The sequence below is a fragment of the Sulfitobacter sp. PM12 genome (genome assembly GCF_045586035.1).
Taxonomy (GTDB): Bacteria; Pseudomonadota; Alphaproteobacteria; order Rhodobacterales; family Rhodobacteraceae; genus Sulfitobacter; species Sulfitobacter pontiacus.
Genome location: NZ_CP151529.1, coordinates 1,456,480 through 1,480,076, shown reverse-complemented (window position 1 = coordinate 1,480,076; position 23,597 = coordinate 1,456,480). Strand labels below are relative to the sequence as shown.

At 61.3% G+C, this 23,597-nt stretch carries 21 protein-coding genes, 1 tRNA gene and 1 riboswitch; of the genes, 8 read left to right on the top strand and 14 right to left on the bottom strand.

From position 1 onward, the window contains the following. Window positions 1–70: 70 nt before the first annotated feature. From AADW22_RS07065 to AADW22_RS07045, 5 genes are all read left to right on the top strand, one after another. Window positions 71–145: transfer RNA gene (locus AADW22_RS07065), tRNA-Glu, on the top strand. Window positions 146–267: 122 nt separating this feature from the next. Further along, window positions 268–467, top strand: a riboswitch (cobalamin riboswitch). A 143-nt stretch (window positions 468–610) separates the two neighbouring features. Next, window positions 611–1,627, top strand: a complete 1,017-nt coding sequence (locus tag AADW22_RS07060; RefSeq protein WP_407474556.1) for an ABC transporter substrate-binding protein — start codon at window positions 611–613, stop codon at window positions 1,625–1,627. Between the two features lie 20 nt (window positions 1,628–1,647). Then, on the top strand, window positions 1,648–2,676 hold the full coding sequence (locus tag AADW22_RS07055) for a FecCD family ABC transporter permease (RefSeq protein WP_407474584.1): 1,029 nt from the start codon (window positions 1,648–1,650) through the stop codon (window positions 2,674–2,676). Continuing rightward, window positions 2,673–3,440, top strand: coding sequence for an ABC transporter ATP-binding protein (locus AADW22_RS07050; protein ID WP_005852524.1), 768 nt, complete (start codon window positions 2,673–2,675; stop codon window positions 3,438–3,440). Before AADW22_RS07055 ends, AADW22_RS07050 begins: the two co-directional genes overlap by 4 nt. Before the next feature lie 104 nt (window positions 3,441–3,544). Continuing rightward, window positions 3,545–5,062: a catalase gene (locus AADW22_RS07045; RefSeq protein ID WP_407474555.1), complete on the top strand. Its 1,518-nt coding sequence runs from the start codon at window positions 3,545–3,547 to the stop codon at window positions 5,060–5,062. 74 nt (window positions 5,063–5,136) lie between these two features. Here the strand turns inward: AADW22_RS07045 and panC are convergent, their stop codons facing one another. The 6 genes from panC to AADW22_RS07015 form a co-directional block, all read right to left on the bottom strand. Next, the gene (gene panC / locus AADW22_RS07040) at window positions 5,137–5,982 is read right to left on the bottom strand and encodes a pantoate--beta-alanine ligase (RefSeq protein WP_180829181.1); all 846 of its coding nucleotides are present in this window, start codon (window positions 5,980–5,982) and stop codon (window positions 5,137–5,139) included. After that, entirely contained in the window at window positions 5,979–6,806 is an 828-nt protein-coding gene (gene panB / locus AADW22_RS07035) for a 3-methyl-2-oxobutanoate hydroxymethyltransferase (RefSeq protein ID WP_064216029.1), read from the bottom strand. Before panB ends, panC begins: the two co-directional genes overlap by 4 nt. 157 nt (window positions 6,807–6,963) lie before the next feature. After that, on the bottom strand, window positions 6,964–7,905 hold the full coding sequence (locus AADW22_RS07030) for a DMT family transporter (protein WP_407474554.1): 942 nt from the start codon (window positions 7,903–7,905) through the stop codon (window positions 6,964–6,966). A 69-nt stretch (window positions 7,906–7,974) separates the two neighbouring features. Next, a complete protein-coding gene (choV, locus tag AADW22_RS07025) occupies window positions 7,975–9,003 on the bottom strand; it encodes a choline ABC transporter ATP-binding protein (RefSeq protein WP_278376556.1) in 1,029 nt (342 codons plus the stop codon). A gap of 8 nt (window positions 9,004–9,011) precedes the next feature. After that, window positions 9,012–9,845 carry a choline ABC transporter permease subunit gene (gene choW / locus AADW22_RS07020; RefSeq protein ID WP_009826591.1) on the bottom strand — a complete coding sequence of 278 codons (834 nt, stop codon included), beginning with the start codon at window positions 9,843–9,845 and terminating at the stop codon, window positions 9,012–9,014. Window positions 9,846–9,929: 84 nt separating this feature from the next. Continuing rightward, window positions 9,930–10,853, bottom strand: coding sequence for a choline ABC transporter substrate-binding protein (locus AADW22_RS07015; RefSeq protein WP_005852512.1), 924 nt, complete (start codon window positions 10,851–10,853; stop codon window positions 9,930–9,932). A gap of 172 nt (window positions 10,854–11,025) precedes the next feature. On the opposite strand from AADW22_RS07015, the gene AADW22_RS07010 reads away from it, so the two are divergent. Next, window positions 11,026–11,913: a 2-dehydro-3-deoxygalactonokinase gene (locus AADW22_RS07010; RefSeq protein ID WP_407474553.1), complete on the top strand. Its 888-nt coding sequence runs from the start codon at window positions 11,026–11,028 to the stop codon at window positions 11,911–11,913. A 39-nt stretch (window positions 11,914–11,952) separates the two neighbouring features. Here the strand turns inward: AADW22_RS07010 and AADW22_RS07005 are convergent, their stop codons facing one another. The 7 genes from AADW22_RS07005 to AADW22_RS06975 all read right to left on the bottom strand — a co-directional run bounded on the left by AADW22_RS07005 (window position 11,953) and on the right by AADW22_RS06975 (window position 19,262). Then, entirely contained in the window at window positions 11,953–12,924 is a 972-nt protein-coding gene (locus tag AADW22_RS07005; protein WP_005852507.1) for an ABC transporter ATP-binding protein, read from the bottom strand. After that, window positions 12,921–13,898, bottom strand: coding sequence for an ABC transporter ATP-binding protein (locus tag AADW22_RS07000; protein ID WP_407474552.1), 978 nt, complete (start codon window positions 13,896–13,898; stop codon window positions 12,921–12,923). Before AADW22_RS07000 ends, AADW22_RS07005 begins: the two co-directional genes overlap by 4 nt. A gap of 3 nt (window positions 13,899–13,901) precedes the next feature. Continuing rightward, entirely contained in the window at window positions 13,902–14,807 is a 906-nt protein-coding gene (locus AADW22_RS06995) for an ABC transporter permease subunit (protein WP_074635644.1), read from the bottom strand. Between the two features lies 1 nt (window position 14,808). After that, window positions 14,809–15,816 (bottom strand): ABC transporter permease subunit, encoded by a 1,008-nt coding sequence (locus AADW22_RS06990; protein ID WP_005852501.1) that lies wholly within the window; start codon window positions 15,814–15,816, stop codon window positions 14,809–14,811. Continuing rightward, the gene (locus AADW22_RS06985; protein ID WP_407474551.1) at window positions 15,810–16,919 is read right to left on the bottom strand and encodes a M24 family metallopeptidase; all 1,110 of its coding nucleotides are present in this window, start codon (window positions 16,917–16,919) and stop codon (window positions 15,810–15,812) included. The genes AADW22_RS06990 and AADW22_RS06985 overlap by 7 nt, the downstream gene beginning before the upstream one ends. Window positions 16,920–17,011: 92 nt before the next feature. Further along, the gene (locus AADW22_RS06980; RefSeq protein ID WP_260005347.1) at window positions 17,012–18,601 is read right to left on the bottom strand and encodes an ABC transporter substrate-binding protein; all 1,590 of its coding nucleotides are present in this window, start codon (window positions 18,599–18,601) and stop codon (window positions 17,012–17,014) included. A gap of 70 nt (window positions 18,602–18,671) precedes the next feature. Further along, entirely contained in the window at window positions 18,672–19,262 is a 591-nt protein-coding gene (locus AADW22_RS06975; protein WP_005852495.1) for a helix-turn-helix domain-containing protein, read from the bottom strand. Between the two features lie 361 nt (window positions 19,263–19,623). Between AADW22_RS06975 and AADW22_RS06970 the strand changes: the two genes are divergently transcribed. Further along, complete coding sequence (locus AADW22_RS06970; RefSeq protein WP_407474550.1) at window positions 19,624–20,409, top strand: HAD-IIB family hydrolase; 786 nt, start codon at window positions 19,624–19,626, stop codon at window positions 20,407–20,409. Between the two features lie 13 nt (window positions 20,410–20,422). Beyond that, window positions 20,423–21,643: a glycosyl transferase gene (locus tag AADW22_RS06965; protein ID WP_005852492.1), complete on the top strand. Its 1,221-nt coding sequence runs from the start codon at window positions 20,423–20,425 to the stop codon at window positions 21,641–21,643. A gap of 24 nt (window positions 21,644–21,667) precedes the next feature. Here AADW22_RS06965 and AADW22_RS06960 read toward each other — a convergent pair whose 3' ends face one another. Then, window positions 21,668–23,416, bottom strand: a complete 1,749-nt coding sequence (locus AADW22_RS06960; RefSeq protein ID WP_306285749.1) for a sugar phosphorylase — start codon at window positions 23,414–23,416, stop codon at window positions 21,668–21,670. Between the last annotated feature and the right edge of the window lie 181 nt (window positions 23,417–23,597).

Genomic DNA, 23,597 nt, shown 5'->3' with positions numbered 1-23,597 from the left:
CCAATTTCTCATGCGGCTTGCACTTGCGCCCGCCGATGGCTTTGCCTAAAGAAGCGCTCACAAGTTAAGTGGCCCGTTCGTCTATCGGTTAGGACGTCAGGTTTTCAACCTGAAAAGAGGGGTTCGACTCCCCTACGGGCTGCCACTTGGTTTTCCATCCGTTTGTTATTTGCCTCTCGCCCGTTCTGCGGAACCGTGGCCTGCGTTATTTGCCTTTGTCCCGCGATGACGACCGCAAAAACGCAACTTGACGGGTGGGCGGACAACTGTCATCGAAACCGGGTCGGTTTCCTTCGGGAAATAATAGGGAATTCGCCATCCGCGCTTTGGTGTGGATGAACCGGAACTGCCCCCGCAACTGTAGACGGTGAGCTACCTCCATCATGCCACTGGGCCTCAAGGTCCGGGAAGGCGGGGACAGCCGCGATCCGTCAGTCAGGAGACCTGCCGACACTGAACCTGAAACACCGGGCGGGGTTGCTCGGGAGAGGATGATGATGGGACCGGATATTACCTTACGCGCAGACCAAAATGCGCCCGCGCGCCATTTGGCTGGCCCCTTCTCTTTCTATTCAAAGACCCCGGCATCGGACCAACCGGAGCCCTTGATATGAAACCATTTTTTTCGAGCCTGACCCTGATTGCGAGCCTTGCGGGCAGCACCGCGCTTGGCGCAGAGACAGACTATCCGCTGACCATCGACAACTGCGGCCATACGCTCAGCTTTGACGCGGCACCCCAGACCACCGTGACCATCGGGCAATCCACGACAGAGATCCTGTATCTGCTGGGCCAGCAGGACCGGATCGCGGGAACCTCTGTCTGGTTCAGCCCCGTTTTGCCAGAGTTCAAAGACACCAACGATGCGATTGAACGGCTGGCGGATAACGACCCCAGCTTTGAAAGCGTGTTGGGCAAACGCCCCGATCTGGTCACCGTGATGTATGAATGGCACGTCGGCCCCGAAGGTATGGTCGGCACCCGCGACAGCTTTCACGAGGTGGGCGTGCCGACCTATGTGATGCCCACCGATTGCGCGGCCAAGGATAATTCTGTCGGCGCGGACGGCACGCGATCTGAACTGTTCACGACCCAGCAGCTGTATACCAGCATCGAAGAGCTCGCCCTGATCTATAACGCGCAAGACGCCGGTGCCACGCTGCTGGCAGACCTGCAATCGCGTGAGGCAAAGGCGGTCGAGAAAGCCAAATCGCTGAACCTGCCCCAAGGCACCTCGGCGCTGTTCTGGTTCTCGTCGTCCGAGATGGCGGCGGACCCTTATGTCGCAGGTCAACAGGGTGTGCCCGCCTATATGATGGACAAGCTTGGCGTTGAAAACGTCGTGACCTCGGCCGAGGAATGGCCGCTGGTCGGATGGGAGACTCTGGCGAAATCCGACCCGACGTTCATCGTGCTTGCCAAAATGGACCGTCGCCGCTTCCCCGCGGATGACATCGAGAAAAAACGCAGCTTCCTGATGAACGACCCCGTCGCCCGCGAGATGACCGCGGTGAAAGAGGGCCGCATCATCACCATGGACGCCCATGCGATGGACCCGACCGTGCGTGCGATCTATGCGCTGGAAACGATGGCTGACGCGCTGTCCGGTTTCGATCTAGCCGAATGACCGCAATCGACCGCTCTGTGATGCGCAGGCCGCAGTGGCACTGGTGGGTGATCATCCCGCCGGTGCTGCTGGCCACACTGCTGTTTGGTGCGGCCATCGGCGAGGTCTCTATCCCGCCGCTGGTGGTGCTGAAGGTGCTGGCCAACAAGGCGCTGAACGCGGGCTATGCGGTCGACAAGATTGACGAGGGCATCGTGTGGAACTACCGCATGGCGCGGGCCGTGGTGGCAATGTGCTGTGGCGCCGGTCTGGCGCTGTCGGGCGTCGTGTTGCAAGCACTGCTGCGCAATGCGCTGGCGGATCCCTATCTGCTGGGCATCTCTGCGGGGGCGTCCACCGGCGCTGTTGCGGTGACCATCCTCGGGCTGGGGGGTGGTGCCATTTCGCTGTCTATCGGTGCGTTCAGCGGGGCGCTGGTGGCTTTCGCTTTTGTGGCTTTGCTGGCGCAGGCGGCAGGGGGCGGTGTGGGCCTGCGGGCCGCGGGCGTGATCGTGCTGGCCGGTATCGCGGGCAGCCAGATGTTCAACGCCCTGACCGCGCTGATGATCACGAAATCGGCCAATGCCGAACAGGCCCGTGCTATCATGTTCTGGCTTTTGGGGAATATGTCGGGCGTGCGCTGGCCCGATGTACTAAGCGCCCTGCCCGCGGCGATGATCGGGCTGCTGGCCTGTCTGTGGCACGCCCGCGCGCTGGATGCCTTTACCTTCGGCAGCGACAGCGCCGCGTCCTTGGGCATTCCGGTGCGCCGCGTGCAGCTGCTGCTGATCGGCACGGCGGCGCTGGTCACGGCGGTGATGGTCTCGGTGGTAGGTGCGATCGGCTTTGTCGGGCTGGTGATTCCCCATGCCATGCGCATCGTCGTGGGGCATCGTCACGCGATCCTTGTGCCTGCTTCCGCACTGGCGGGGGCGGTGTTTCTGGTCTTTGCCGATGTGATTTCCCGAGTGATTGTACCGGGCCAAGTGCTGCCCATCGGCGTGGTGACCGCTTTGGTCGGCGCGCCCGTCTTTGCACTGATCCTGATTGGCAAAAGGACGTCGCCATGATTCTGTCCTGTCACGAACTGGGCTGGCGGGTGCGCAACCGCGCCATCGTCAACGACGTGTCCCTGTCCTTGCGGCCGGGCGAAAAGCTGGGGCTGATCGGGCCGAACGGGTCGGGCAAATCCACGTTGCTGCATATGCTTGCCGGTATTCAGAAACCCTCGCGCGGGCGGGTCGAGCTGGACGGCGCACCGCTGGCAAAGATGCGCCAGCGCGATATCGCACAGCGGCTGGCGCTGGTCGAACAACACGCCGATACCGCAGATCGCATCACCGTGCGCCATGCCGTTGAACTGGGCCGCACCCCATGGCTGTCCGCCCTGCGCGGGTGGAGCGCAGGGGACGACGCCATCGTCACGCAGGCGCTGGCGGATGTGGATCTGTCGGGCTTTGGCGACCGCCACTGGCACACGCTGTCGGGCGGTGAACAACAGCGCGTTCATATCGCCCGTGCACTGGCCCAAAGGCCGCAAGTGCTGCTGCTGGACGAGCCGACGAACCATCTGGATATCCGCCACCAGCTTTCGATCCTTGAGCTGATCCAGCGCCTGCCGACAACGGCGATCATCGCCCTGCACGACCTGAACCAAGCCACGCTCTGCGACCGGATTTGCGTCTTGCAAGATGGCAAGCTGCGCGCCATCGGCACCCCCTCCGAGATCATGACAGAAACCCTCCTGCGCGAGGTCTTTGGCGTCTGCGGGCATTTCCTTGTCGATCCGGCGGATAACGCGCAGGTGATCCGCTTTCACACGGCGACCCATTAAGCGCGCCAAGCGGCCACACTTCTATTCAACTCCTTACGCATTTGGTCGGGAACCATCCGTCACGCTACAGGTTTTGCCTGTGGACCCTGAAGGAGTAGCTACAGATGACCGACAAGAAGCAAACCCCTCCCACAACCACAGACGCTGGCATTCGCGTTCAAAGCGATGAGCATTCGCTGACCGTTGGCCCCGATGGCCCGATCGTGCTGAATGACCACTATCTGCTTGAACAGATGGCGAATTTTAACCGTGAACGTATTCCAGAGCGCCAGCCCCACGCCAAGGGCTCGGGCGCATTTGGCACCTTCGAGACGACGCAAGACGTGTCGAAATACACGATGGCGAATATCTTCCAGCCCGGCGCGAAATGCGATGTGGTGATGCGGTTTTCGACCGTGGCAGGCGAACGCGGCAGCCCGGACACATGGCGCGACCCGCGCGGCTTCTCGGTCAAGATGTACACCGACGAAGGCATCTTTGACATGGTCGGCAACAACACCCCGATCTTCTTTGTCCGCGATCCGATCAAGTTCCAGCAGTTCATCCGCAGCCAGAAGCGCCGTGCGGATAACAACATGCGCGACCACGATATGCAGTGGGATTTCTGGACGCTCTCGCCCGAAAGCGCGCATCAGGTGACCTATCTCATGGGCGACCGTGGCATTCCGAAAAACTGGCGCGAGATGAACGGATATTCCAGCCACACCTATTCGCTAGTCAACGCCGAGGGTGAAAAGTTCTGGGTCAAGTTCCACTTCCACACCGATCAGGGCGACGGAAATGCCTACCTTAGCCAGAATGAAGCCGACAAGCTGGCGGGGACCAACGGCGACTACCACCGCGCCGATCTGTTCAACAACATCCGCGACGGGAACTACCCGAGCTGGACGCTCAAATGGCAGATCATGCCTTACGAGGATGCCAAGACCTATCGCATCAACCCGTTTGATCTGACCAAGGTCTGGCCGCACGAGGACTACCCGCTGATCGAGGTCGGCAAGCTGACCCTGAACCGCAACCCCACCGATTTCCATACAGAGATCGAACAGGCCGCATTCGAGCCGAACAATATGGTGCCGGGCGTGGGTCTGTCGCCAGACAAGATGCTGTTGGCACGGGGTTTTTCCTACGCGGACGCGCACCGCGCGCGGCTGGGTGTCAACTACAAGCAGATTCCGGTCAATAAACCCGTATCGCCGACCCATAGCTATTCAAAAGATGGTGCGGGCCGGACTGAAAAAGTGTCTGATCCGGTATACGCGCCCAACTCATATGGTGGGCCCTCTGCGCAGCCGCATCAGCATGAAGCGGGCCTGTGGTATTCCGATGGCGACATGGTGCGTCAGGCCTATACCCTGCGCCCCGATGACGATGATTGGAGCCAGGCCGGCAAGCTTGTCCGCGAGGTGATGGATGCCGATGCCCGCGAACGTTTGGTGTCGAATGTGGTGGGGCACCTGTGCGACGGTGTCAGCGAAAAGGTGCTGGTCCGTGCCTTTGAATACTGGCGCAACATCGACAAAGACACCGGCGACAAGATCGAGGCCGGTGTGCGCGAGAAGCTGGGCGGGGAATCCAAAGCCCCCGGTATGGCCTCTGCCCTCAGCATCGGCGGCAAGTAACGCCGACCCATTTCAAGCCAAACGATCAGCGGGGCCTTCGCGGGCCCCGCTTTTTTTGCATATTCCAGAGCGATTTAACCGACGGCGATATTGTCGATCAACCGCACACCGGCCAGCCACGCGGCGGCCAACAGACGTGCGGGGCGGTTGGGTGTGGTCATCAGCTCCAACTGGTCAGCAGATCGCAGGTCAAGGTATTCCACCTGCGTAAAGCCCGCACGTTCCACCCGCGACACTGCCGCAGCGCGGAGCGTTTCCAGATCGCCACCGGCAAGCAGCCCCTCTGACATCTCCTCCATCGCGCGGTGAAGTTCGGGGGCCCAGGTGCGGGCGCGATCCGACAGCAGCAGGTTGCGCGAGGACATGGCCAGACCGTCTTCCTCGCGGATGGTGGGGCAGCCGATCACCTCTATCGGCAGGTCCAGATCACGCGCCAGACGGGTCACCACCTGAAGCTGCTGATAATCCTTTTCGCCAAAGAACGCCTTGTCCGCCTGGGTCTGGGTAAAGAGTTTGGTCACGATGGTGGCCACGCCGTCGAAATGCCCTGCCCGATGCGCCCCGCACAGCCCTTGGGTGATGCCTTCGACCGACACAGTTGTCGCGAAACCATTGGGGTACATCTGATCCCCATCTGGCACATAGACGACATCCGCCTTCAGCGCGATCAGCTTGCGCGCGTCCTCTTCCTCGGTGCGGGGGTAGTTCTTGTAGTCCTCAGGGTTGTTGAATTGTTTGGGGTTGATGAAGATCGTCACGATCACACGGTCGCACGCCTCTTTTGCGGCCCGCACGAGGCTCAGGTGCCCCTGATGCAGCGCGCCCATGGTCGGCACCACGGCGACGCTTTCGCCCGCGGCTTTCCATCCGGCGACCTTGCTGCGCAGTTCAACCAGCGTGCGGATAATTTCGGGTGTCATGTTTTGGAAACCTCGTCAGAAAATACATGCTCGGGTCCGGGGAAGGATCGCGCCGTGACCTCGTCGGCATAGGCCTGCACCGCGGCCTTTGCGTCATCGCCCAGATGGGCGTAGCGTTTTACGAATTTCGCCTTGAAGGCGGTGAACAGCCCCAGCATGTCATCGACCACCAGAATTTGCCCGTCGCATTGTGCTGACGCACCGATGCCGATGGTGGGAATGGCGACCGTTTCAGTGATCTGGTCCGCCAAAGCCTGCGGCACTTTCTCAAGCACCACGGCAAAGGCCCCTGCCCGCGTCACCGCCTGCGCATCGGCCAACAGCTGCGTGGCCGCCGCACCGCGCCCCTGCACCTTGTACCCGCCAAGCGTGTGGATCGACTGCGGCGTCAGGCCGATATGCGCCATCACCGGAATGCCGCGTTTGGTCAGGAAGGCGATGGTGTCTTCCATCACCTCGCCGCCTTCAAGCTTGACCGCACCGGCACCGGTTTCACGCATCAAGCGTGCCGCATTCTCAAAGGCTTGGGCCGGGCTTTGCTCGTAGCTGCCGAAGGGCATATCGATCACCAGCATCGACTGGGTCAGCCCGCGCCGCACCGCTTGACCGTGCAGGATCATCATCTCCATCGTGACCTCAAGCGTCGAGGGCAGCCCGTGCAGCACCATCCCCACTGAATCGCCCACAAGCACGAAATCGCAGATGCCATCCATCACTTGCGCCATCGGCGTGGTATAGGCGGTCAGGCTCACCAGCGGAGCCCCCCCTTTGCGGGCCAGAATATCCGTCGGCATGGGGGCGGTCTTGCGGGCTGTGGCGCTCATCTGTGGCGGTCCTTTTTGGTAAGGTCGTCATTGCAATCTATCGGGGCCATGGCGGGGCATGGGGCGGCTTGGCGATGCTTCTAGACCAAAACGTCGCGATGTAGGTAGCAAAAGCGCAAGAATTTTACCCATGTCGCTGCGTCAGTCGAATCCGATACTACTTGGGCGGGATCGGAGCCACCGGCTGCGCGCCCCGCCCCGTGGGCACGGTCAGCACCAGCAGGCAAAGCACAACCAGCCCGACGCCCGCCCAGCCAAGGGGGGGTAAGCGTTCGCCCACCACGACAACGGCCAGCAGTGCTGCGACCACCGGCTCGATCAGCGTCAGGGTCGTGGCCGTACTCGCCCGCACCCGCGACAGCCCGTAGCCGAAACAGATATAGCCCAGAAACATCGGCACAAACGCCATATAAAGCCCGACCGTCGCGTTCCCCCACGAGGCCAGCAGCGGGCCGCCAGTCGCCAACAGCACAGGCATCAGCATCAGCCCGCCCAGTCCAAAGGTGGCACCCATAGCCACCGAAGACCGCAGGCCGCGCAGCATCATCGCGCGCGCCGTCCAGCTATAAAGCGCATAGGTAAACCCGCCGAGCAGACCCAGCACGACCCCAAGCGGCACATTGGTGCCCCCCACGGCCCCATGCCCGCCCTCGGCCAGACAGATCAGCACCATGCCCGCCACGCCCGCCAGCGCGCCAAGGCTCCACCGAAGGGTAAGCAAGGAACGTTCCATCACATATTCGATCAGCGCGGCAAACAAGGGCGCGGTGCCGATGGTGACCACTGTCCCGATGGTCACCCCCGCCAACCGCATGGAGCCATAGAACGCCAGCGGATAGATCATCACCGCCAAGGCCCCCAGCAGCAGCAACCCACGCTGCTGCCAAAGTTGCGCACGCGCATGGGCGATGCCCCGCAGCGCCAGCAGCGCCTGCCCGATGCCGCCGATCCCCATCGCCGCGGCACCGATCGCCGCAGCACTCACGTCAGGGGCAAAGGTCGCGGCGGTGCCGGTGGTGCCCCAGACGGTGCCTGCAAAAAGCACACCTGCCACGCCAAGCGCATTGCTCTGGCGGCCCGAGCTTTCCTGATCCGTCATCCTGTCATCCCCTGCGCTGAGCGGTCCTGTGGCGTAGTGATGACCCGCCAAGCGCCTGAGGTCAAAGCATCATTCGGACTGCAAGCGCGATACGATACTGCCTGCGGTCACGGTGCCGATCGTCTCTCCGTCCTCGACCACGGGGATCGCCTGCGCATCATCGCCGATCTTGCCAATCAGCTCGGCCACCGGCGTCTCGGCGGCGACGGCCCCGCCCGATGTCGCGGCGGGCGGGCCCATCACATCGCGGGCCGTCAGCACGCCAAGCGGGTTCATATTGGCCACGAATTCCGCCACATAGTCCGACGCGGGGTTCGAGAAAATCTCGCGCGGGGTGCCGCATTGCACAATGCGCCCGCCCTCCATAATCGCGATGCGCCCGCCCAGTTTGAAGGCTTCGTCCAGATCGTGGCTGACGAAGATGATCGTGCGTTTCAACTCGCGCTGCAGATCAAGCAGCTCGTCCTGCAGCCGGGTGCGGATCAGTGGATCAAGGGCCGAGAAAGGCTCGTCCATCAGCAGGATCGGGGCTTCGGTGGCAAAGGCGCGGGCCAGTCCCACCCGTTGCTGCATCCCGCCCGACAGCTCGCTGACCTTGCGGTCGGCCCAATCGGCCAGACCGACAAGCCTAAGCTGCGCCTCGGCCCGTTCAAGCCGTTCGCGTTTGGGGACATCGGCCAGTTCCAGCCCAAGCGCCACGTTGTCGCGCACCGTGCGCCACGGCAGCAATCCGAACTGCTGGAACACCATCGACACACATTCGCGGCGCACGCGGCGCAGATCAGCGGCAGAGCTGGCGGTGACGTCACAGCTCCAGTCGCCATCATGCACCCGCACCGATCCACGCACCAACGGGTTCAAACCGTTGACCGCGCGCAGCAAGGTGGATTTGCCAGAGCCGGACAAGCCCATCAGCACAAGAATCTCGCCCTGTTTGACGTCAAGCGTGCAGTTATGCACCCCGAGGATCTGCCCTGTCTCGGCTTCGATTTCGGCACGGTCTTGTCCGGCATCCATCAAGGGCAACGCCTTGGCCGGTTTCGGGCCAAAGACGATGGACACATTGTCGAATTCGACGGCGTTTGCGGGGTTGGTCATTTGATCGCTCATTTACGTGTCACCCGTAGCATCCGGTCCAGCATGATGGCGACCACGACGATGATCAGCCCCGATTCAAAGCCAAGCCCCGTGTTCACCTGATTAAGCGCGCGCACCACCGGCACGCCAAGGCCATCCGCCCCCACGAGGGCCGCGATCACCACCATCGACAGCGACAGCATGATGGTCTGGTTCAGACCGGTCATGATCTGCGGCAGCGCATAGGGCAGTTCGATTTTCCACAGGGTCTGGCTGGGCTTCGCGCCAAAAGCCTGCGCGGCCTCAAGCAGCGCCTTGGGGGTGGACGCGATACCAAGCTGCGTCAACCGGATCGGCGCAGGCAGGACAAAGATCACCGTCGCGATCAGCCCCGGCACCATGCCGATGCCGAAAAAGACAATCGCGGGAATAAGATAGACGAAGGTGGGCAGCGTCTGCATCAGGTCCAGCACCGGTGCCATATAGCGATACATGCGCGGTCGATGCGCCGCGGCGATGCCGATGGGAACGCCGACGCCCATGCAGACCACACAGGCCGAAAGCACCAGCGTCAGGCTTTCGGTGGTTTCTTCCCAGTAATCCTGATTGAGGATGAACAAAAACCCCAACACGATCAGCAGCGGGGTTTTCCAGTTGCGCTGGATCGCCCAGGTCAACGCGCCGAAGACAGCGATAACGATCAGCGGATGTGGCGTTTGCAGCACCCAGAGGATCGCGTCAATCAACCACTCCATCGCGACGGCCAGCCCGTCGAAAAGCCAACCGGCGTTGATCAGCAGCCAATCAAAAACCGCCTCTGCGGCGTCATCAATCGGGATCTTGTTATCGGTGAGCCAGTTCATGGGAACCTCCGGAGGCTGGTATCATGCGATGATGGCAAAAAGGGCCCGCCCGATGGCAGGCCCTTTTCACATCCTAAGGGTGGATTACTCGACGATGGTCTTGGCGGCCGCCATCGCGTCGCCACCGTCCACGGTGGTCACGCCGTCCAGCCATGTGTCGAGCACATCAGGGTTCGCCTTGATCCAGGCCGTCGCCGCATCGCGGGGCTCTTCGCCGTCATCCAGAATGGCCCCCATGATCTCGTTCTCCATGGCGAGGGTGAATTCCAGATTGGTCAGCAGCTTGCCCACGTTGGGGCATTCCTCGACAAAACCGGCGCGGGTGTTTGTGTGCACGGTCGCACCGCCCAGATCGGGGCCAAAGAAATCGTCCCCGCCTTCCAGATAGGTCAGATCAAAGTTCGCGTTCATCGGGTGCGGTTCCCAACCAAGGAAGACGATAGGCTCGCCCTTGGCGGACAGGCGTTTGACCTGTGCCAGCATCCCCTGCTCCGAGGATTCCTTGACCTCGAACTCGGCAAGATCAAAGGCGTTGTCGTCGATCATCGACTGGATCAGGCGGTTGCCGTCATTGCCCGGCTCGATGCCATAGATCTGACCGTCCAGCGCGTCTGCATTGGCGGCGATATCGGCAAAATTCTTGATCCCCATATCAGCGGCGGCTTTATTCACGGCCAGCGTGTATTTCGCGCCAGTCAGGTTCGCGCGCACTGTGTCAACGCTGCCATCCTCGCGGTAGGGGGCGATGTCCGCCTCCATCGTGGGCATCCAGTTGCCAAGAAACACATCCACGTCGCCTGCGGCCATCGACGTGTAGGTCACTGGAACGGAAAGGATTTTAACGTCTGTCTCATAGCCCAAAGCGTCCAGCACGACGGTGGTCGCGGCAGTGGTCGCGGTGATGTCGGTCCAACCTACGTCGGAAAAGGTGATCTCGTCACAGCTTGCGGCAGCAAGGCTGCTGGCAAGGGACAGGGTAAGCGCGGTGGTTGCTGCAAGAACTTTCATGGCAGAGGAACTCCCGTTATGTTTATTGTTGATCGCGTAATAGAGCGCGATTGCGCGCTTTGATGCAACCCGATTTCTACACGACCGCGCGACAAGACGCGGCTCAGGCAAGGAGACACCCCATGATCGGCACCCCCTACTTCACCATTCCCCTCTTCACAGGCCCCCGCGCGTGAGCGGTGCAAGCCCCGCGTGGATCGGGGTCGATGTCGCGGATGGGCATATGCATCTGTGGGTGCATGATCCACGCGGCGATGTGCTGGCGCAGGCCGACGGGCCGGTCGCTGCCTTGCCTGCGGAAGACGGCTTTGTCGCCGCCCTTACGGATTTGCTGTCGCCCTATCTGTCGGACCAACAGCGTTTGCCGGTGATCGTCGCGGGGCTGCCTGCCCTGCCCGCCAGCAGCCTGCGCCCCATTCCGGCAGAGCCCTTGGGCGGGGTGCTTGCACTGAAGGCTGATGACCCGCGGCTGGAACTACGCGCGGTGCCCGGCCTGAAACAGGCCAACCCACCCCAGATCATGCAAGGGGCCGAGACGGCGATTGCGGGCTACCTTCAGGCAGCGCCCGAGTTTGACGGGGTGATCTGTTGCCTTGATGCGCAGTCCACATGGGCCCACATCAGCGCCCGCGAGGTCGTCAGTTTTCAAAGTTTTCTCACCCCCATGATGGCCACGCAGTTGTCGGCTACAGCCCCGCTATCCAAGGCGGTTCTCGGTGGTGGGTTGGATGAGGATACTTTCGACGCCGCCGTGAATGATGTCATGGCTCGCCCGCAAATCTTTGCCACCGCGCTGGCCGAGATTTCGGCGCAAGCCACCATCGACGGCCCCACGACGGACGCAGGCTGGTCACGGTTGATGGGTTTGTTGATCGGGCTAGAGCTGGCCGGTGCCCGCGCCTATTGGCTGGGCCGCGAGGTGGTCATCCTGTCCGACAGCCCCCTCGCCCCGCTCTATGCACGCGGGCTTGCCGCCCAGGGTCTGACGGCCAGCCACGTCTCGCGCCGCGACCATGTGCGCGCCGGGCTGCAGCTTTGCGCCGACGCAAGCGCCAGTTGATCTGACCCGCGCGCGAGATAAACGACGACGCCCCCGGCCCTAGGCCGGGGTGCCACCGTTTTCAGGAAAGAAACACGCCGCGGCATGGTGCCCCTGCGGCAGTTCGGGCCGCATGGCGCGGCATTTGTCGCGCACTTTCCAGCACCGTGGCGCAAAGGGGCAGCCATCGGGGATCGCCAGTGGAGATGGCAGTTCGCCTTGCAGCTTGATCCGCTCTTTCGCGCCGCGTGGGTCCGCTTGGGGCGTGGCCGACAGCAGCGCCTTGGCATAGGGGTGGAACGGCGCACCGAACACATCATCGCGGCTACCGCGTTCGACCGCGCGCCCCAGATACATGACGATCACCTCATCCGCCACGTGACGCACAACGCTCAGGTCATGGGAGATAAACAGATAAGCCAATTGCAGTCGTTCCTGCAGATCGACCAACAGGTTCAGCACCGAGCTCTGGATCGACAGGTCCAGCGCGGACACAGGCTCGTCCAGCACTAGCACTTTGGGGTCCAACATCAACGCCCGCGCAATCGCGATCCGCTGGCGTTGCCCGCCGGAAAACATATGCGGATAGCGGTCAAAATGTTCAGGCCGCAAGCCCACCAGACCGAGCATCTCGCGCGCTTTGGCGGTACGCTCCTTGCTGCTCATGTCGGGGCGGTTGATCTTGAGAGGTTCCTCGAGGATCGCGCCGATCCGCTGGCGCGGGTTGAGCGAGCCATAGGGGTCTTGGAACACGATCTGCACTGATTTGCGCAGCGATGCCCAGTCTTCGCGGACCACGGGTTTGCCATCCAGTGTCAGCGATCCGGCGGTCGGGTCTTCGATCATCGTGACCATCCGCGCCAAGGTCGATTTCCCACAGCCGCTTTCGCCTACGACGGCCAGCGTTTTGCCCGGATAGAGCGCGAAATCAAGCCCGCCCACGGCCTTGAGCGTACGCGGCTTGCGAAACAGCCCGCCGCCGACTTCATAGTGACGCTCCAGCGCCGTTGCAGTCATCACAGGTGCGGTCATGATGCGACCCTTTCGTCTGTGTTCAAGGGGTAGAAACAACGCGCATAGCCCAGATCAGCGCCCAAGGCGGGCGGCGCTTCGGACTTGCATTTGGCGTTGGCGAATTTGCAGCGTGGCGAAAACAGGCATCCTGCGGGGCGGTCGAATTGTCCCGGCACCACGCCCGGAATGGTCGGCAGCCGCTTTTCAGTCGCCCGTTCTGGCAGCGCATCCAGCAGCGCCGAGGTATAGGGGTGGTGCGGCGCGTCAAACAGCGGGATGACCGGCTGCTCTTCGATCTTCTGGCCAGCATATTGCACGCTGACCCGTTCGGCGGTTTCCGCAACCACGCCCATGTCATGCGTGATCAACACCAGCCCCATGCCCGTTTCCTCGCGTAGGGACGCGAGCAGATCGAGGATCTGCGCCTGAATGGTCACGTCGAGCGCCGTGGTAGGTTCATCGGCGATCAGCAGCTTGGGCTTGCAGGCAATCGCCATCGCGATCATCACCCGCTGGTTCATCCCGCCCGACATCTGGTGCGGGAAGGCCGACAGGCGCTTTTCGGGATCGGGGATGCCGACCTGTTCAAACAGCTCGATCGCGCGTTTCTGACGCTCGCGGCGGCCCATGCCAAGATGCACCCGCAGGGCCTCGCGGATTTGCCAGCCCACGGTGAAACAGGGGTTGAGCGATGACATCGGCTCCTGAAAGATCATCGCCAGATCATTGCCGACGATCTTGCGACGCGCCTTGGCGTCCATCGTCAGCAGGTTGTGCCCGTCAAAGGTCAGCTCGTCCGCGGTGACGGTAGCAGTCCAGGGCAGCAGCCCCATCAGCGCCAGCATCGACACGGATTTACCCGACCCGCTTTCCCCCACAATCGCGAGGATCTCGCTTTCGTTCACGTCCTGGTCGACGCCGTCCACCGCCCGGAACTTGCCCGAGGTCGTGGCGAAATCAACGCTTAGGTTTCTGATACGCAAAAGTGTCATGGCTCAGCTCCGTTTCAGTTTCGGATCAAGCGCGTCGCGCAGGCCGTCACCCATGAGGTTGATCGCCAGCACGGTCACAAGGATCGCCACGCCGGGGAAGGTCACGACCCACCAGGCGCGCAGGATGAACTCGCGTGCTTCGGCCAGCATGGTGCCCCATTCAGGCGTGGGCGGCTGCGCCCCCATCCCCAGAAAGCCCAAGGCCGCGGCATCAAGGATCGCGGTCGAGAATGACAGCGCGGCCTGCACGATGATCGGCGCAAGGCAGTTGGGCAGCACGGTGACAAACATCAGCCGCAAGATCCCTGCCCCCGCCACGCGGGCCGAGGTCACGTAATCTTTCTGACGTTCCGACAGCACGCTGGCGCGGGTCAGGCGCACATAGTGGGGCTGCAACACAATCGCGATGGCGATCATCGCGTTGGTCAGCGACGGCCCGAGGATCGCCACCAGCACCAACGCCAGCAGCAGGGACGGGAACGCCAGCACAATATCCATGACACGCATGATGATGCTATCGACCCATTTAGGCGCAAAGCCCGCGATCAGACCGATGATGATCCCGCCGGTCGCCGCGATAGAGACAACGACGACCCCCACAAAGAAGGAATAACGCGCGCCCACAATCAGACGCGACAGCATATCGCGCCCGAGCGGATCGGTGCCCAGGATATGGGTCCAGGTGCCGCCCTCTTGCCACGCGGGGGGCTGTAGGGTGGCGGCGCGGAATTGCTCTGTCGCGTCATGGGGGGCGACCCACGGGCCGAACAGGGCCAGAAAGGCAAAGACCGCGAAGATCCACAGCCCGATGACAGCGCCGCGGTTTTCGCGGAAGTAGAACCAGAATTCGCGCAAGCGGCCCGGACGTTCCTGGACCATTGCGGCTTCGGCAGAGAGTGCGTCGTCCATGTTATCGCTTTCTGATTTTGGGGTTGATGACGCCGTAAAGCATGTCGACGGTCAGGTTCACGACCATCACCATCACAGCAATCAGCAGCAGCCCGCCCTGAACCACGGGGTAATCGCGGCGGAAAATACTATCGACCATCCACTTGCCGATGCCCGGCCAGCTAAAGATGGTTTCGGTCAGGATCGCACCGGCCAGCAATGTGCCGACCGACAGACCAATCACGGTGATCACGGGAATCAGCGCGTTGCGCAGGGCGTGGATGCCGTTGATCCGCCCCGGAGACATGCCCTTGGCGCGGGCGGTGCGGATGTAATCCTCGCCCAGAACCTCCAACATGGCCGACCGCGTCTGGCGTGCGATCACGGCCAGCGGGATTGTCCCCAGCACAATGGTTGGCAGAACCAGATGGCGCACCGCTGACAGGAACGCCCCCTTCTGACCCGACGCCAGACTGTCAATCAGCATAAAGCCGGTGGGGTTGGGGAAGTAATACAGCAGATCAATCCGCCCCGACACAGGCGTCCATTGCAGGTTGCCCGAAAAGACGATGATCAGCAGCAGCGCCCACCAGAAGATCGGCATCGAATAGCCAACCAGCGCCGTGGACATCAGCGCCCGGTCAAAGAACTTGCCCCGGTTCACCGCCGCAATCACCCCCGCCGGAAGGCCAAGGGCGATGGCAAAGATCATCGCGCAGACCGCCAGCTCAAGCGTGGCTGGGAAGAGCGTAAAGAATTCGTCGAACACCGGGCGCTTGGTGACAAAGCTATTGCCCAGATCGCCCTGAAGCACGCCGGTCAGATAATCCCAGAATTGCACATAGATCGGCTGGTCATAGCCGAATTGTTTGGCCAGTTGGGCATAGCGTTCATCAGAGATGCCGCGTTCGCCCGCCATCACTTGGATGGGGTCGCCCGGCAGCGCGCGGATAAACCCGAAGGAGATCAGCGTCACCCCGATAAAGGTCGGGATGAACGTCAGCAGTCGTCCCAGAACATAGTTCAGCATTTTATCACCATCAGCTCTTTGGGGAAGTTGGTCAGCGTTTCATAGCCGTCGTCGGTAATCAGCACGTCATCCTCGATGCGCACGCCGAAATTTCCGATGTCGTAGAGGCCGGGTTCATTGGTGTAAACCGTTCCGGCTGGTAAAGTCATGTGGTTGCCCCGCATGATATAGGGGGCCTCGTGGACCTCGCGGCCCAGACCGTGGCCGGTCTTGGTGCGGATGCGGTCCCCATAGGGCGAGGCTTCCAGCACAGAGATCACGGCATCGTCGATGTCATGCGCGGTCACCCCCGCGCGCGTCACGGCAAGCCCTGCCATATTGGCGCGCAGCACGGTGTCATAGACATCGCGCCCCTCGTCGGTGACGTGATCCAGAAAAACGGTGCGGGTGATGTCGGCGGCAAAGCCGTTCTTGCGCGCGCCAAAGTCCAGCAGCAGCGCATCGCCCGCCTTGACCGCGTAATCCTCGCGCGCATGGGCATGGGGGCGGGCCGAGCCATCCGCGGCGGCCACGATGGGACCAAAGGACAGGTCATCCGCCCCTTCCGCGAAAAGCGCCTGCACCAGCGTCTGCTCGATCTGCTTCTCGCTCTGGCCGATCTTGACGCTGTCCAGCGTGCGTTGAAGGGCGCGTTCGGAAATGCCGATCGCCGCGCGCAGGGCGGCGATATCCTCGGGGGTTTTGATCATCCGCAGGGCAGAGATTTCGCGCTCGGCATCGGTGATGGTAAGATCGGGCTGTGCGTCTTTGAACGCATGGTGCACGAAGACGCGCATCACCTGCCCTTCGACCGCCAGCGACGAGATCCCCAAATGCTGCGTCAGCGCGGCAAATGCATCGGCATAGCCGGTCTGGTCGCGCCAATCAAACACCGCGCCGTCAAAGCCGACCGTGTCCCAGCTGCCCAGTTCAAGGTTCGGCAAGAGCACCGCCGCAGGTTTATCCGCAGGGATCACCAGAACAAAGGGGCGTTCGTGGCTCATGAAGCTTTGGCCGACAGCGCGCGAGAAATTGGGCCCGGGCACCAGCGCCACGGCATCGACGCCCAGATCGGCGGCCACAGCGGCATAGTCGGCAAGACGTTGAGAGAGGTTCTTTGACACGGGGGCTTGTGCCTTTCGTTAACGTGGCCGGGGCCTAGAATAGAGGAAGGGACGGCGCGACATGCACCGTCCCCATTGCTTTGTCATCGCTGTTATTGCGACAGGCCAACCTGGTTGAAGATGTGGCCACCCAGCGGGTGCACAACATAGTTTTCAACTTCGGGGCGCATTGGCATGTAAACAACCGAATGCGCGATGGTGGCCCAAGGGGCTTGGTCCTTGAAGATTTCCTGCGCTTTTTCATACAGCGGCGCACGCTCTTCTTGTGTTGGCAGAACCTTGGCTTCCTGAACCAGCGCGTCGAATTCCTCGTTGCACCATTGTGCGCGGTTGGATTTCTCTACGCCGTCACAGCCCAGCAGAACCGCGAGGAAGTTGTCGGGGTCACCGTTGTCACCTGTCCAACCCAGCAGAACGGCACCATCGCGGTCTTTCGCTTTGGAACGCTCAAGGTATTCACCCCATTCGTAGGACACGATCTCTACGTCGACACCGACCTTCGAGAAGTCTTCCTGCATCAGCTCGGCCATACGGCGGGCATTGGGGTTATAGGGACGCTGGACCGGCATCGCCCAGATTTTCAGCGTCAGGTCGGATACGCCTTCGGCTTCCAGCGCGGCTTTCGCGGCTTCCGGATCGTATTTGTCATCCTCGATCGCATCGTTATAAGACCACATTGTCGGCGGCAGCGGGTTCTTGGCGATTTCGCCGGAGCCCTGGAACACTACGTCGATGATCGCTTGCTTGTCGATCGCCATGTTCAAGGCTTTACGCACATTGGCGTTGTCGAACGGAGGCATCTGCGTGTTGTACGCCAGATAGCCCACGTTCAGGCCCTCTTGCTCCATCACGACGACATCTTCGGCGTCTTTCATCGCCTGCACGTCCGCAGGGTTCGGATAGGCCATGACGTGGCATTCGCCCGCTTGTACCTTCTGGTAGCGCACGGAGGCGTCCGGTGTGATCGCAAAGATCAACGCTTCGACTTTCGCCGGGTCACCCCAGTATTCGTCGTTGCGCACGTAACGGATCACGGCGTCTTTCTGGTAGGCTTGGAAGGTGAACGGGCCGGTACCGATAGGTGCCTGGTTCAGCATTTCCGGCGTGCCGGCTTCCAGCATCGCGTCGGCATATTCCTTGGACACGATCGAAGCAAAGTCCATTGCCATGTTCGCAATGATCGGCGCTTCGGCGCGGGTCAGGTTGAACTGAACGGTGTAATCGTCAACTTTTTCGATGCTTTCGATCAGATCAGGCATCGACATCGCACCGTAGTATTCCCAGGTGCCACCCGATACTTGGTTGTAGGGGTTGTCGGCGTTGCCCTGACGCTCAAAGCTAAAGATCACGTCATCGGCGTTAAAATCGCGCGTGGGCGTGAACTGGGCGTTGCTGTGAAACTTGACGCCTTTGCGCAGCTTGAACGTTACGGTCTTGCCGTCTTCGGACACGTCCCAGCTTTCGGCCAGCGCGGGAATGGTTTCGGTGGTGCCGACCTTGAATTCCGCCAAGCGGTTGTAGATCGGGTGGCTGGACGCATCAAAGGTCGTGCCTGCGGTATATAGGGCCGGGTCAAAGCCTTCTGGCGACCCTTCCGAGCAATAGACCAGCGACTGCGCCTGCGCCGCAACGCCAAGCGTGCTCAGCAGCAGGCCCGTGGCCATGATATTCTTGAAAGACATTCGATTTACTCTCCTAGTTGGTAAAGTGTTATCTCCCCACGGCCTCTCTGGGCCGATGAGGGCGATAGGGTTAACGCCTGAGGGGTAACATTTCGCGCGAGCTCTCTGCCGGCGCGGCCTCACTCTGTCCGATTTCCCCGGACTTATCGTATTTCATGCGACCGACCCATAAGATGCGGGCCTGCCGGTCTGTCCTGTTGGCCCAGCAATGGGGCGTGGTACCCAGATAATGCAGGCTGTCGCCCGCCGTCATCAGATACTCCCGTTCGCCAACCATCTGCGAGATCTCACCCTCAAGGATATAGATGATCTCTTCGCCAACATGGGTCACCGTTTCGGATTCATAGCCGGGCGGCACGTTCATCACATAGGATGTCATCTCGTGGCCCGCGCGTTCGGCACCGATCTGTTCATATTCAATCGACGATCCTGCCACCGCGAAACGGGGCCGTGCGGCACCGCGGGTCAGGCTGTCGACCGTGCGCGGGGTCCGCACGAAAAAATCCGCATCAACGTCAAGCGCGGCGGCGATTTGGCTCAGCGTGCCAAGCGTCGGTGTCGCGTTGCCACGTTCCACCTGGCTCAGATAGCCCACCGACACACCGGAGGCCGACGACAGCTGCTGCAATGTCATCGCCATCCGATGACGCTGCATCCGCATGCGGTCGCCTAATCCCTCTGGCGGCGAAAGCGCCGCCGCCTGTATCGCAGTTGTTGACAAATAATCCCCCGAAGCACGCTTTGGCGTATCTTGGCGCTCAGACTGTCGCGCAACTTTGTTTACGTCAACAATAAAAATTATTGTCAGAGTGAAAACAGAGCCCTTGGTCGCGACGTCACCTGACCTCTTTTACACCGGACCCTCCCCCCGAACGCGCCCATGTGATTCTATTTATACGTGCGCATCCACGCAGTCCAGTTTCTGCACATTTTTTAGGCAAAAGCTAGAAAAACAATGCAAACCGCGCGATGAACACCTGTGCCCAGTTGCAACAATCGGTCCCGCACCACACGCTTGATCTATGGCTATGTCTTTACCCCTGCTGGTGTTTACCGACCTTGATGGCACGTTGCTGTCACATAGTTCCTATCGCTGGGATGCGGCCACACCGGCCTTGGACGCGTTGCGCAATATCGGGGCCGCAGTGGTGTTGGCGAGCTCGAAAACCGCGCCCGAGATCGCAGAGATTCGCGCCGAACTGGCATGGGATCACTGCCCCGCGATCATCGAAAACGGTGCCGGTATTTTACCGCCCGACAGCACTGACATGCCCAAAACGGACAGTTACGTGCGCCTGCGCCACGCGCTCGACAGCCTGCCCGCCGATCTGCGCGACCCGTTTTGCGGGTTCGGCGATATGACCGTGGCGCAGATCGCACAGATCACCGGCCTGTCGCATAATGACGCCGCCAACGCGGCAGAGCGGGCCTTTTCCGAACCCGGCATCTGGTCGGGCAGCGCCGAGTTGCGCGGCGCATTTATCGACGCCCTGCACGATCACGGTATCCATGCCCGCGAAGGGGGGCGGTTTCTGACCCTCTCCTACGGGCGCACCAAAGCCGACCAGATGGCCGCGCTGACCGATGCCTTTGCGCCGCGCCATACGCTGGCGCTTGGCGATGCCCCCAATGACATAGAAATGCTGCAAGCAGCCGAGTTTGGCGTCATTGTCGCCAACCCGCACCGCGACCCCCTGCCCCCGCTGCCCGGTGAGGACACCGGCCGGATCACCCGCACCACGCTCCCCGGCCCTGCCGGATGGAACGGTGCCGTGCTGGACCTGATCGCGCGGCTTAACCTAACCTAAGGAATGACAAAGCATGGCTGATTTTCATCAAAACGGGAATATCGCGACCCTGCACAATCTGCGCACCCGCTCGCTGGACGAAATGACCTACGAGCTCGAGACGTTTGCCCAGACCCGCAAAATGGCGCTGATCCTGCCTTGTCTCTACTCCGAGCTAGAGACAGAGGCGATGCCCCGCATTCTGGCCGAGCTGTCCAAGGTCACCTATCTGCACCGCATCATCATCGGTCTGGACCGCGCGGACGAGGCACAGTTCCGCCATGCGAAAGAGTTCTTCAAGGGCCTTAACCAGAATCACATCGTGATCTGGAACGACAGCCCGCGGATGCTGGCGCTTGGCGCGCAGCTCAAAGACATGGGCCTCGCCCCCGCCGAACAAGGCAAGGGCAAGAACGTCTGGTCCTCGCTCGGCTATCTGATCGCCTGTCAGGACAGCGCGGTGATGGCGATCCATGATTGCGATATCGTGACCTATACCAACGACCTGCTGGCGCGGCTGATCTATCCTGTCGCCAATGCGAATTTCCCCTATCAGGTCGCCAAAGGCTATTACGCGCGGGTGGGCAGCGACAAGCTGAACGGGCGGGTCACGCGGCTGCTGGTCAGCCCGCTGCTGATCGCGCTGAAAAAGGTCGTGGGCGACCGTGACTATATCGATTACCTGCGCGCCTTCCGCTATCCGCTCTCGGGTGAATTTGCCATGCGCACCAATATCTTGCCCGATCTGCGCATCCCCTCCGACTGGGGGCTGGAGATCGGCGTGCTGTCAGAGGCATGGCGCAACCTCGCGCCGAAATCGGTCTGTCAGGTCGAAATCGCCGACGACTATGACCACAAGCACCAAGATCTGAGCGAGGCCGACGCCGATGCGGGGTTGAACCGCATGTCCACCGACATCTGCAAGGCGATTTTCCGCAAGCTTGCGGCAGACGGCACCGTGTTCACGCCCAATGTCTTTCGCACGCTCAAGGCGACCTATTATCGCTGTGCGCTAGACCTGCTGGATGCCTATTACAACGACGCCAAAATGAACGGGCTCAGCATTGACCGCCACAAGGAAGAACGCGCGATCGAGCTTTTCACCGAGAATATCATGCGGGCGGGACACTTCTTTCTCGATAACCCGCACGAGACCCCCTTTATCCCCACGTGGAACCGCGTCCACGCCGCCGCGCCCGAGTTCCTTGCCAATCTGCGCGAGGCCGCCGCGGCGGATGACGCCGAATACAACTAGCTGAGGGCGGCGCGGGCGGCGGGGTCAGAACCGGTTGGTGATCCACATGCATTGATAGGGGGCCAGCGTGATATGATCCGCGCTGGCGTCAATCAAATCACCGCTGATCAGGTCCTGCCAGGGTTGATCCTCGATCAGGTTTAGCGCCGCCGCCGAAATCGCGACAGAGGCGTCGCTGACGTTGTGCAGCGCAAAGATTGACTGTTTGCGGTCCAGACTTTGGCGCCACACGCCGAACACGCGGTCATCTTGCAGGTTCACGGTGAATTGCGTCGCATTGGGATGAAACGCCTTTTGCTTCTGCCGCACCTTTAGCCGCGCCGACAGATCGCCCAAAACGCGCGCCTGCGCGCTGGACGTATCTGCCAGCCGGTCGCGCAAGCTCGGATAATCCCAGCGGTGTCGGTTGATCGCGCGGCTCATCCCGCGATGTTCGACCTGCGCGTGATCATTGGGCGTCGCCAGCATGGCGTGGATGTAGAAGGCGGGTATCCCCTCCAGCGACATGACGATGGTCTGCGAACAGATGAACCGCGCATGATGATGGTCATCCTCGCCCTTAAACGTCCGCGACAGCGCATCGTAAAAGGTCGTGTTCAGCTCGTACGGGCTTTGCCCGCCGTCGGGCAGGCTGCGCATCGATACCAAACCGCCGACCTGTAAAACCGTATCAATGACCTGTTGTTTTTCATCCTCGGGCAACAACCCTTCGGCGGGGCGCATGCCGATCCCGTCGTGACTGGCGGTGAAGTTCAGATAGGCGCAGCCCATAGGTGCTGGCGGCATCGTGCGCTGCCAGCGCCGTAGATGCGCCCCATTGCCCGACATCATCGCATGCAAGATCAGCGGCGGCAGCGGGAAATTATAGATCGCATGAGCCTCGTCCCCTGCCCCGAAATAGCTGAGGTTTTCAGCCTTGGGCACATTGGTTTCGGTCAGCAGGATGATCTTTTCCGGCGCATAGTCGCACAGCAACCGCATCAGCCGGATAATCGCATGGGTTTGCGGCAGGTGGATCGACGGGGTGCCGATCTGCTTCCACAAGAACGCCACCGCATCCAGCCGGATGATCTGCACGCCATTATCCACATGCAGGCGGATGATCCGCAAAAACTCAAGCAGCACCTCGGGGTTGCGGAAATCAAGGTCGATCTGGTCATGGCTGAAAGTGCACCAGACGTGGCGCGGGCCGCTTGAAGTCTCTACCTCTTGCAACAGCGGCGTCGTGCGCGGGCGCACCACCTCGCGTAGATCATCCTGCGGCGAGGCTTCGAAAAAGAACTTGTCATAGGGGGCCTGCCCCTGACGGTAGGCGTTGAACCAGTTCCCCTGGCTCGACACATGGTTCAACACCAGATCGGACATCAGCGTGAAATCGGCGGCGATGCGGTTGATATCAGGCCAATCCCCAAGCTGCGGGTTCACCGCGCGAAAATCGGACACGGCAAACCCGTCGTCAGAGGTATAAGGGAAGAACGGCAGAATATGCACGCTGTTCAATGTACCGCGCAGGTAGCGGTGCAAGAAGTCGTTCAACAAATCCAGCGGCTTATGCGCCCCGTCCACGATTGAGTTGCCATAGGTGATCAGCAGCGCGTCACGTTCCGACCAAAGCGTATTGCCGGCAATCCGGCCTCTTTTGCGGCGGGTTGTCCCCTCGGGCCAGAAGGCATCAAGCACCATGCTGGAAAGGATGTCGGCATCCAGATCGGGATAGACCTCTGCCAACACCGCGCTGAGCCGAGAGCCGAGAGAACGGGCACTGTCCGTCATGATGTCCTGCCTTGCCTGAATATCCTTTCCCAAAACCCTAACGCAGCCGCGCCCGTGTGACGAGCAGCCAAAAGCGGTGCCCCCATAATCCTGTCGCCGCAGCCCCCTGCGGCGCATTTTGAGGCAAGCTGCACAATCTTGAAGCATTGCGCAGATTGAACGCCCGCAGATCTAAAGGCCC

Coding starts and splice junctions, on each gene's coding strand:
- AADW22_RS07060 (WP_407474556.1), top strand. CDS start 611: ATGAAACCATTTTTTTCGAGCCTGACCCTGATTGCGAGCCTTGCGGGC.
- AADW22_RS07055 (WP_407474584.1), top strand. CDS start 1,648: ATGCGCAGGCCGCAGTGGCACTGGTGGGTGATCATCCCGCCGGTGCTG.
- AADW22_RS07050 (WP_005852524.1), top strand. CDS start 2,673: ATGATTCTGTCCTGTCACGAACTGGGCTGGCGGGTGCGCAACCGCGCC.
- AADW22_RS07045 (WP_407474555.1), top strand. CDS start 3,545: ATGACCGACAAGAAGCAAACCCCTCCCACAACCACAGACGCTGGCATT.
- panC (WP_180829181.1), bottom strand. CDS start 5,982: ATGACACCCGAAATTATCCGCACGCTGGTTGAACTGCGCAGCAAGGTC.
- panB (WP_064216029.1), bottom strand. CDS start 6,806: ATGAGCGCCACAGCCCGCAAGACCGCCCCCATGCCGACGGATATTCTG.
- AADW22_RS07030 (WP_407474554.1), bottom strand. CDS start 7,905: ATGACGGATCAGGAAAGCTCGGGCCGCCAGAGCAATGCGCTTGGCGTG.
- choV (WP_278376556.1), bottom strand. CDS start 9,003: ATGACCAACCCCGCAAACGCCGTCGAATTCGACAATGTGTCCATCGTC.
- choW (WP_009826591.1), bottom strand. CDS start 9,845: ATGAACTGGCTCACCGATAACAAGATCCCGATTGATGACGCCGCAGAG.
- AADW22_RS07015 (WP_005852512.1), bottom strand. CDS start 10,853: ATGAAAGTTCTTGCAGCAACCACCGCGCTTACCCTGTCCCTTGCCAGC.
- AADW22_RS07005 (WP_005852507.1), bottom strand. CDS start 12,924: ATGACCGCACCTGTGATGACTGCAACGGCGCTGGAGCGTCACTATGAA.
- AADW22_RS07000 (WP_407474552.1), bottom strand. CDS start 13,898: ATGACACTTTTGCGTATCAGAAACCTAAGCGTTGATTTCGCCACGACC.
- AADW22_RS06995 (WP_074635644.1), bottom strand. CDS start 14,807: ATGGACGACGCACTCTCTGCCGAAGCCGCAATGGTCCAGGAACGTCCG.
- AADW22_RS06990 (WP_005852501.1), bottom strand. CDS start 15,816: ATGCTGAACTATGTTCTGGGACGACTGCTGACGTTCATCCCGACCTTT.
- AADW22_RS06980 (WP_260005347.1), bottom strand. CDS start 18,601: ATGTCTTTCAAGAATATCATGGCCACGGGCCTGCTGCTGAGCACGCTT.
- AADW22_RS06975 (WP_005852495.1), bottom strand. CDS start 19,262: ATGCGGATGCAGCGTCATCGGATGGCGATGACATTGCAGCAGCTGTCG.
- AADW22_RS06970 (WP_407474550.1), top strand. CDS start 19,624: ATGGCTATGTCTTTACCCCTGCTGGTGTTTACCGACCTTGATGGCACG.
- AADW22_RS06965 (WP_005852492.1), top strand. CDS start 20,423: ATGGCTGATTTTCATCAAAACGGGAATATCGCGACCCTGCACAATCTG.
- AADW22_RS06960 (WP_306285749.1), bottom strand. CDS start 23,416: ATGACGGACAGTGCCCGTTCTCTCGGCTCTCGGCTCAGCGCGGTGTTG.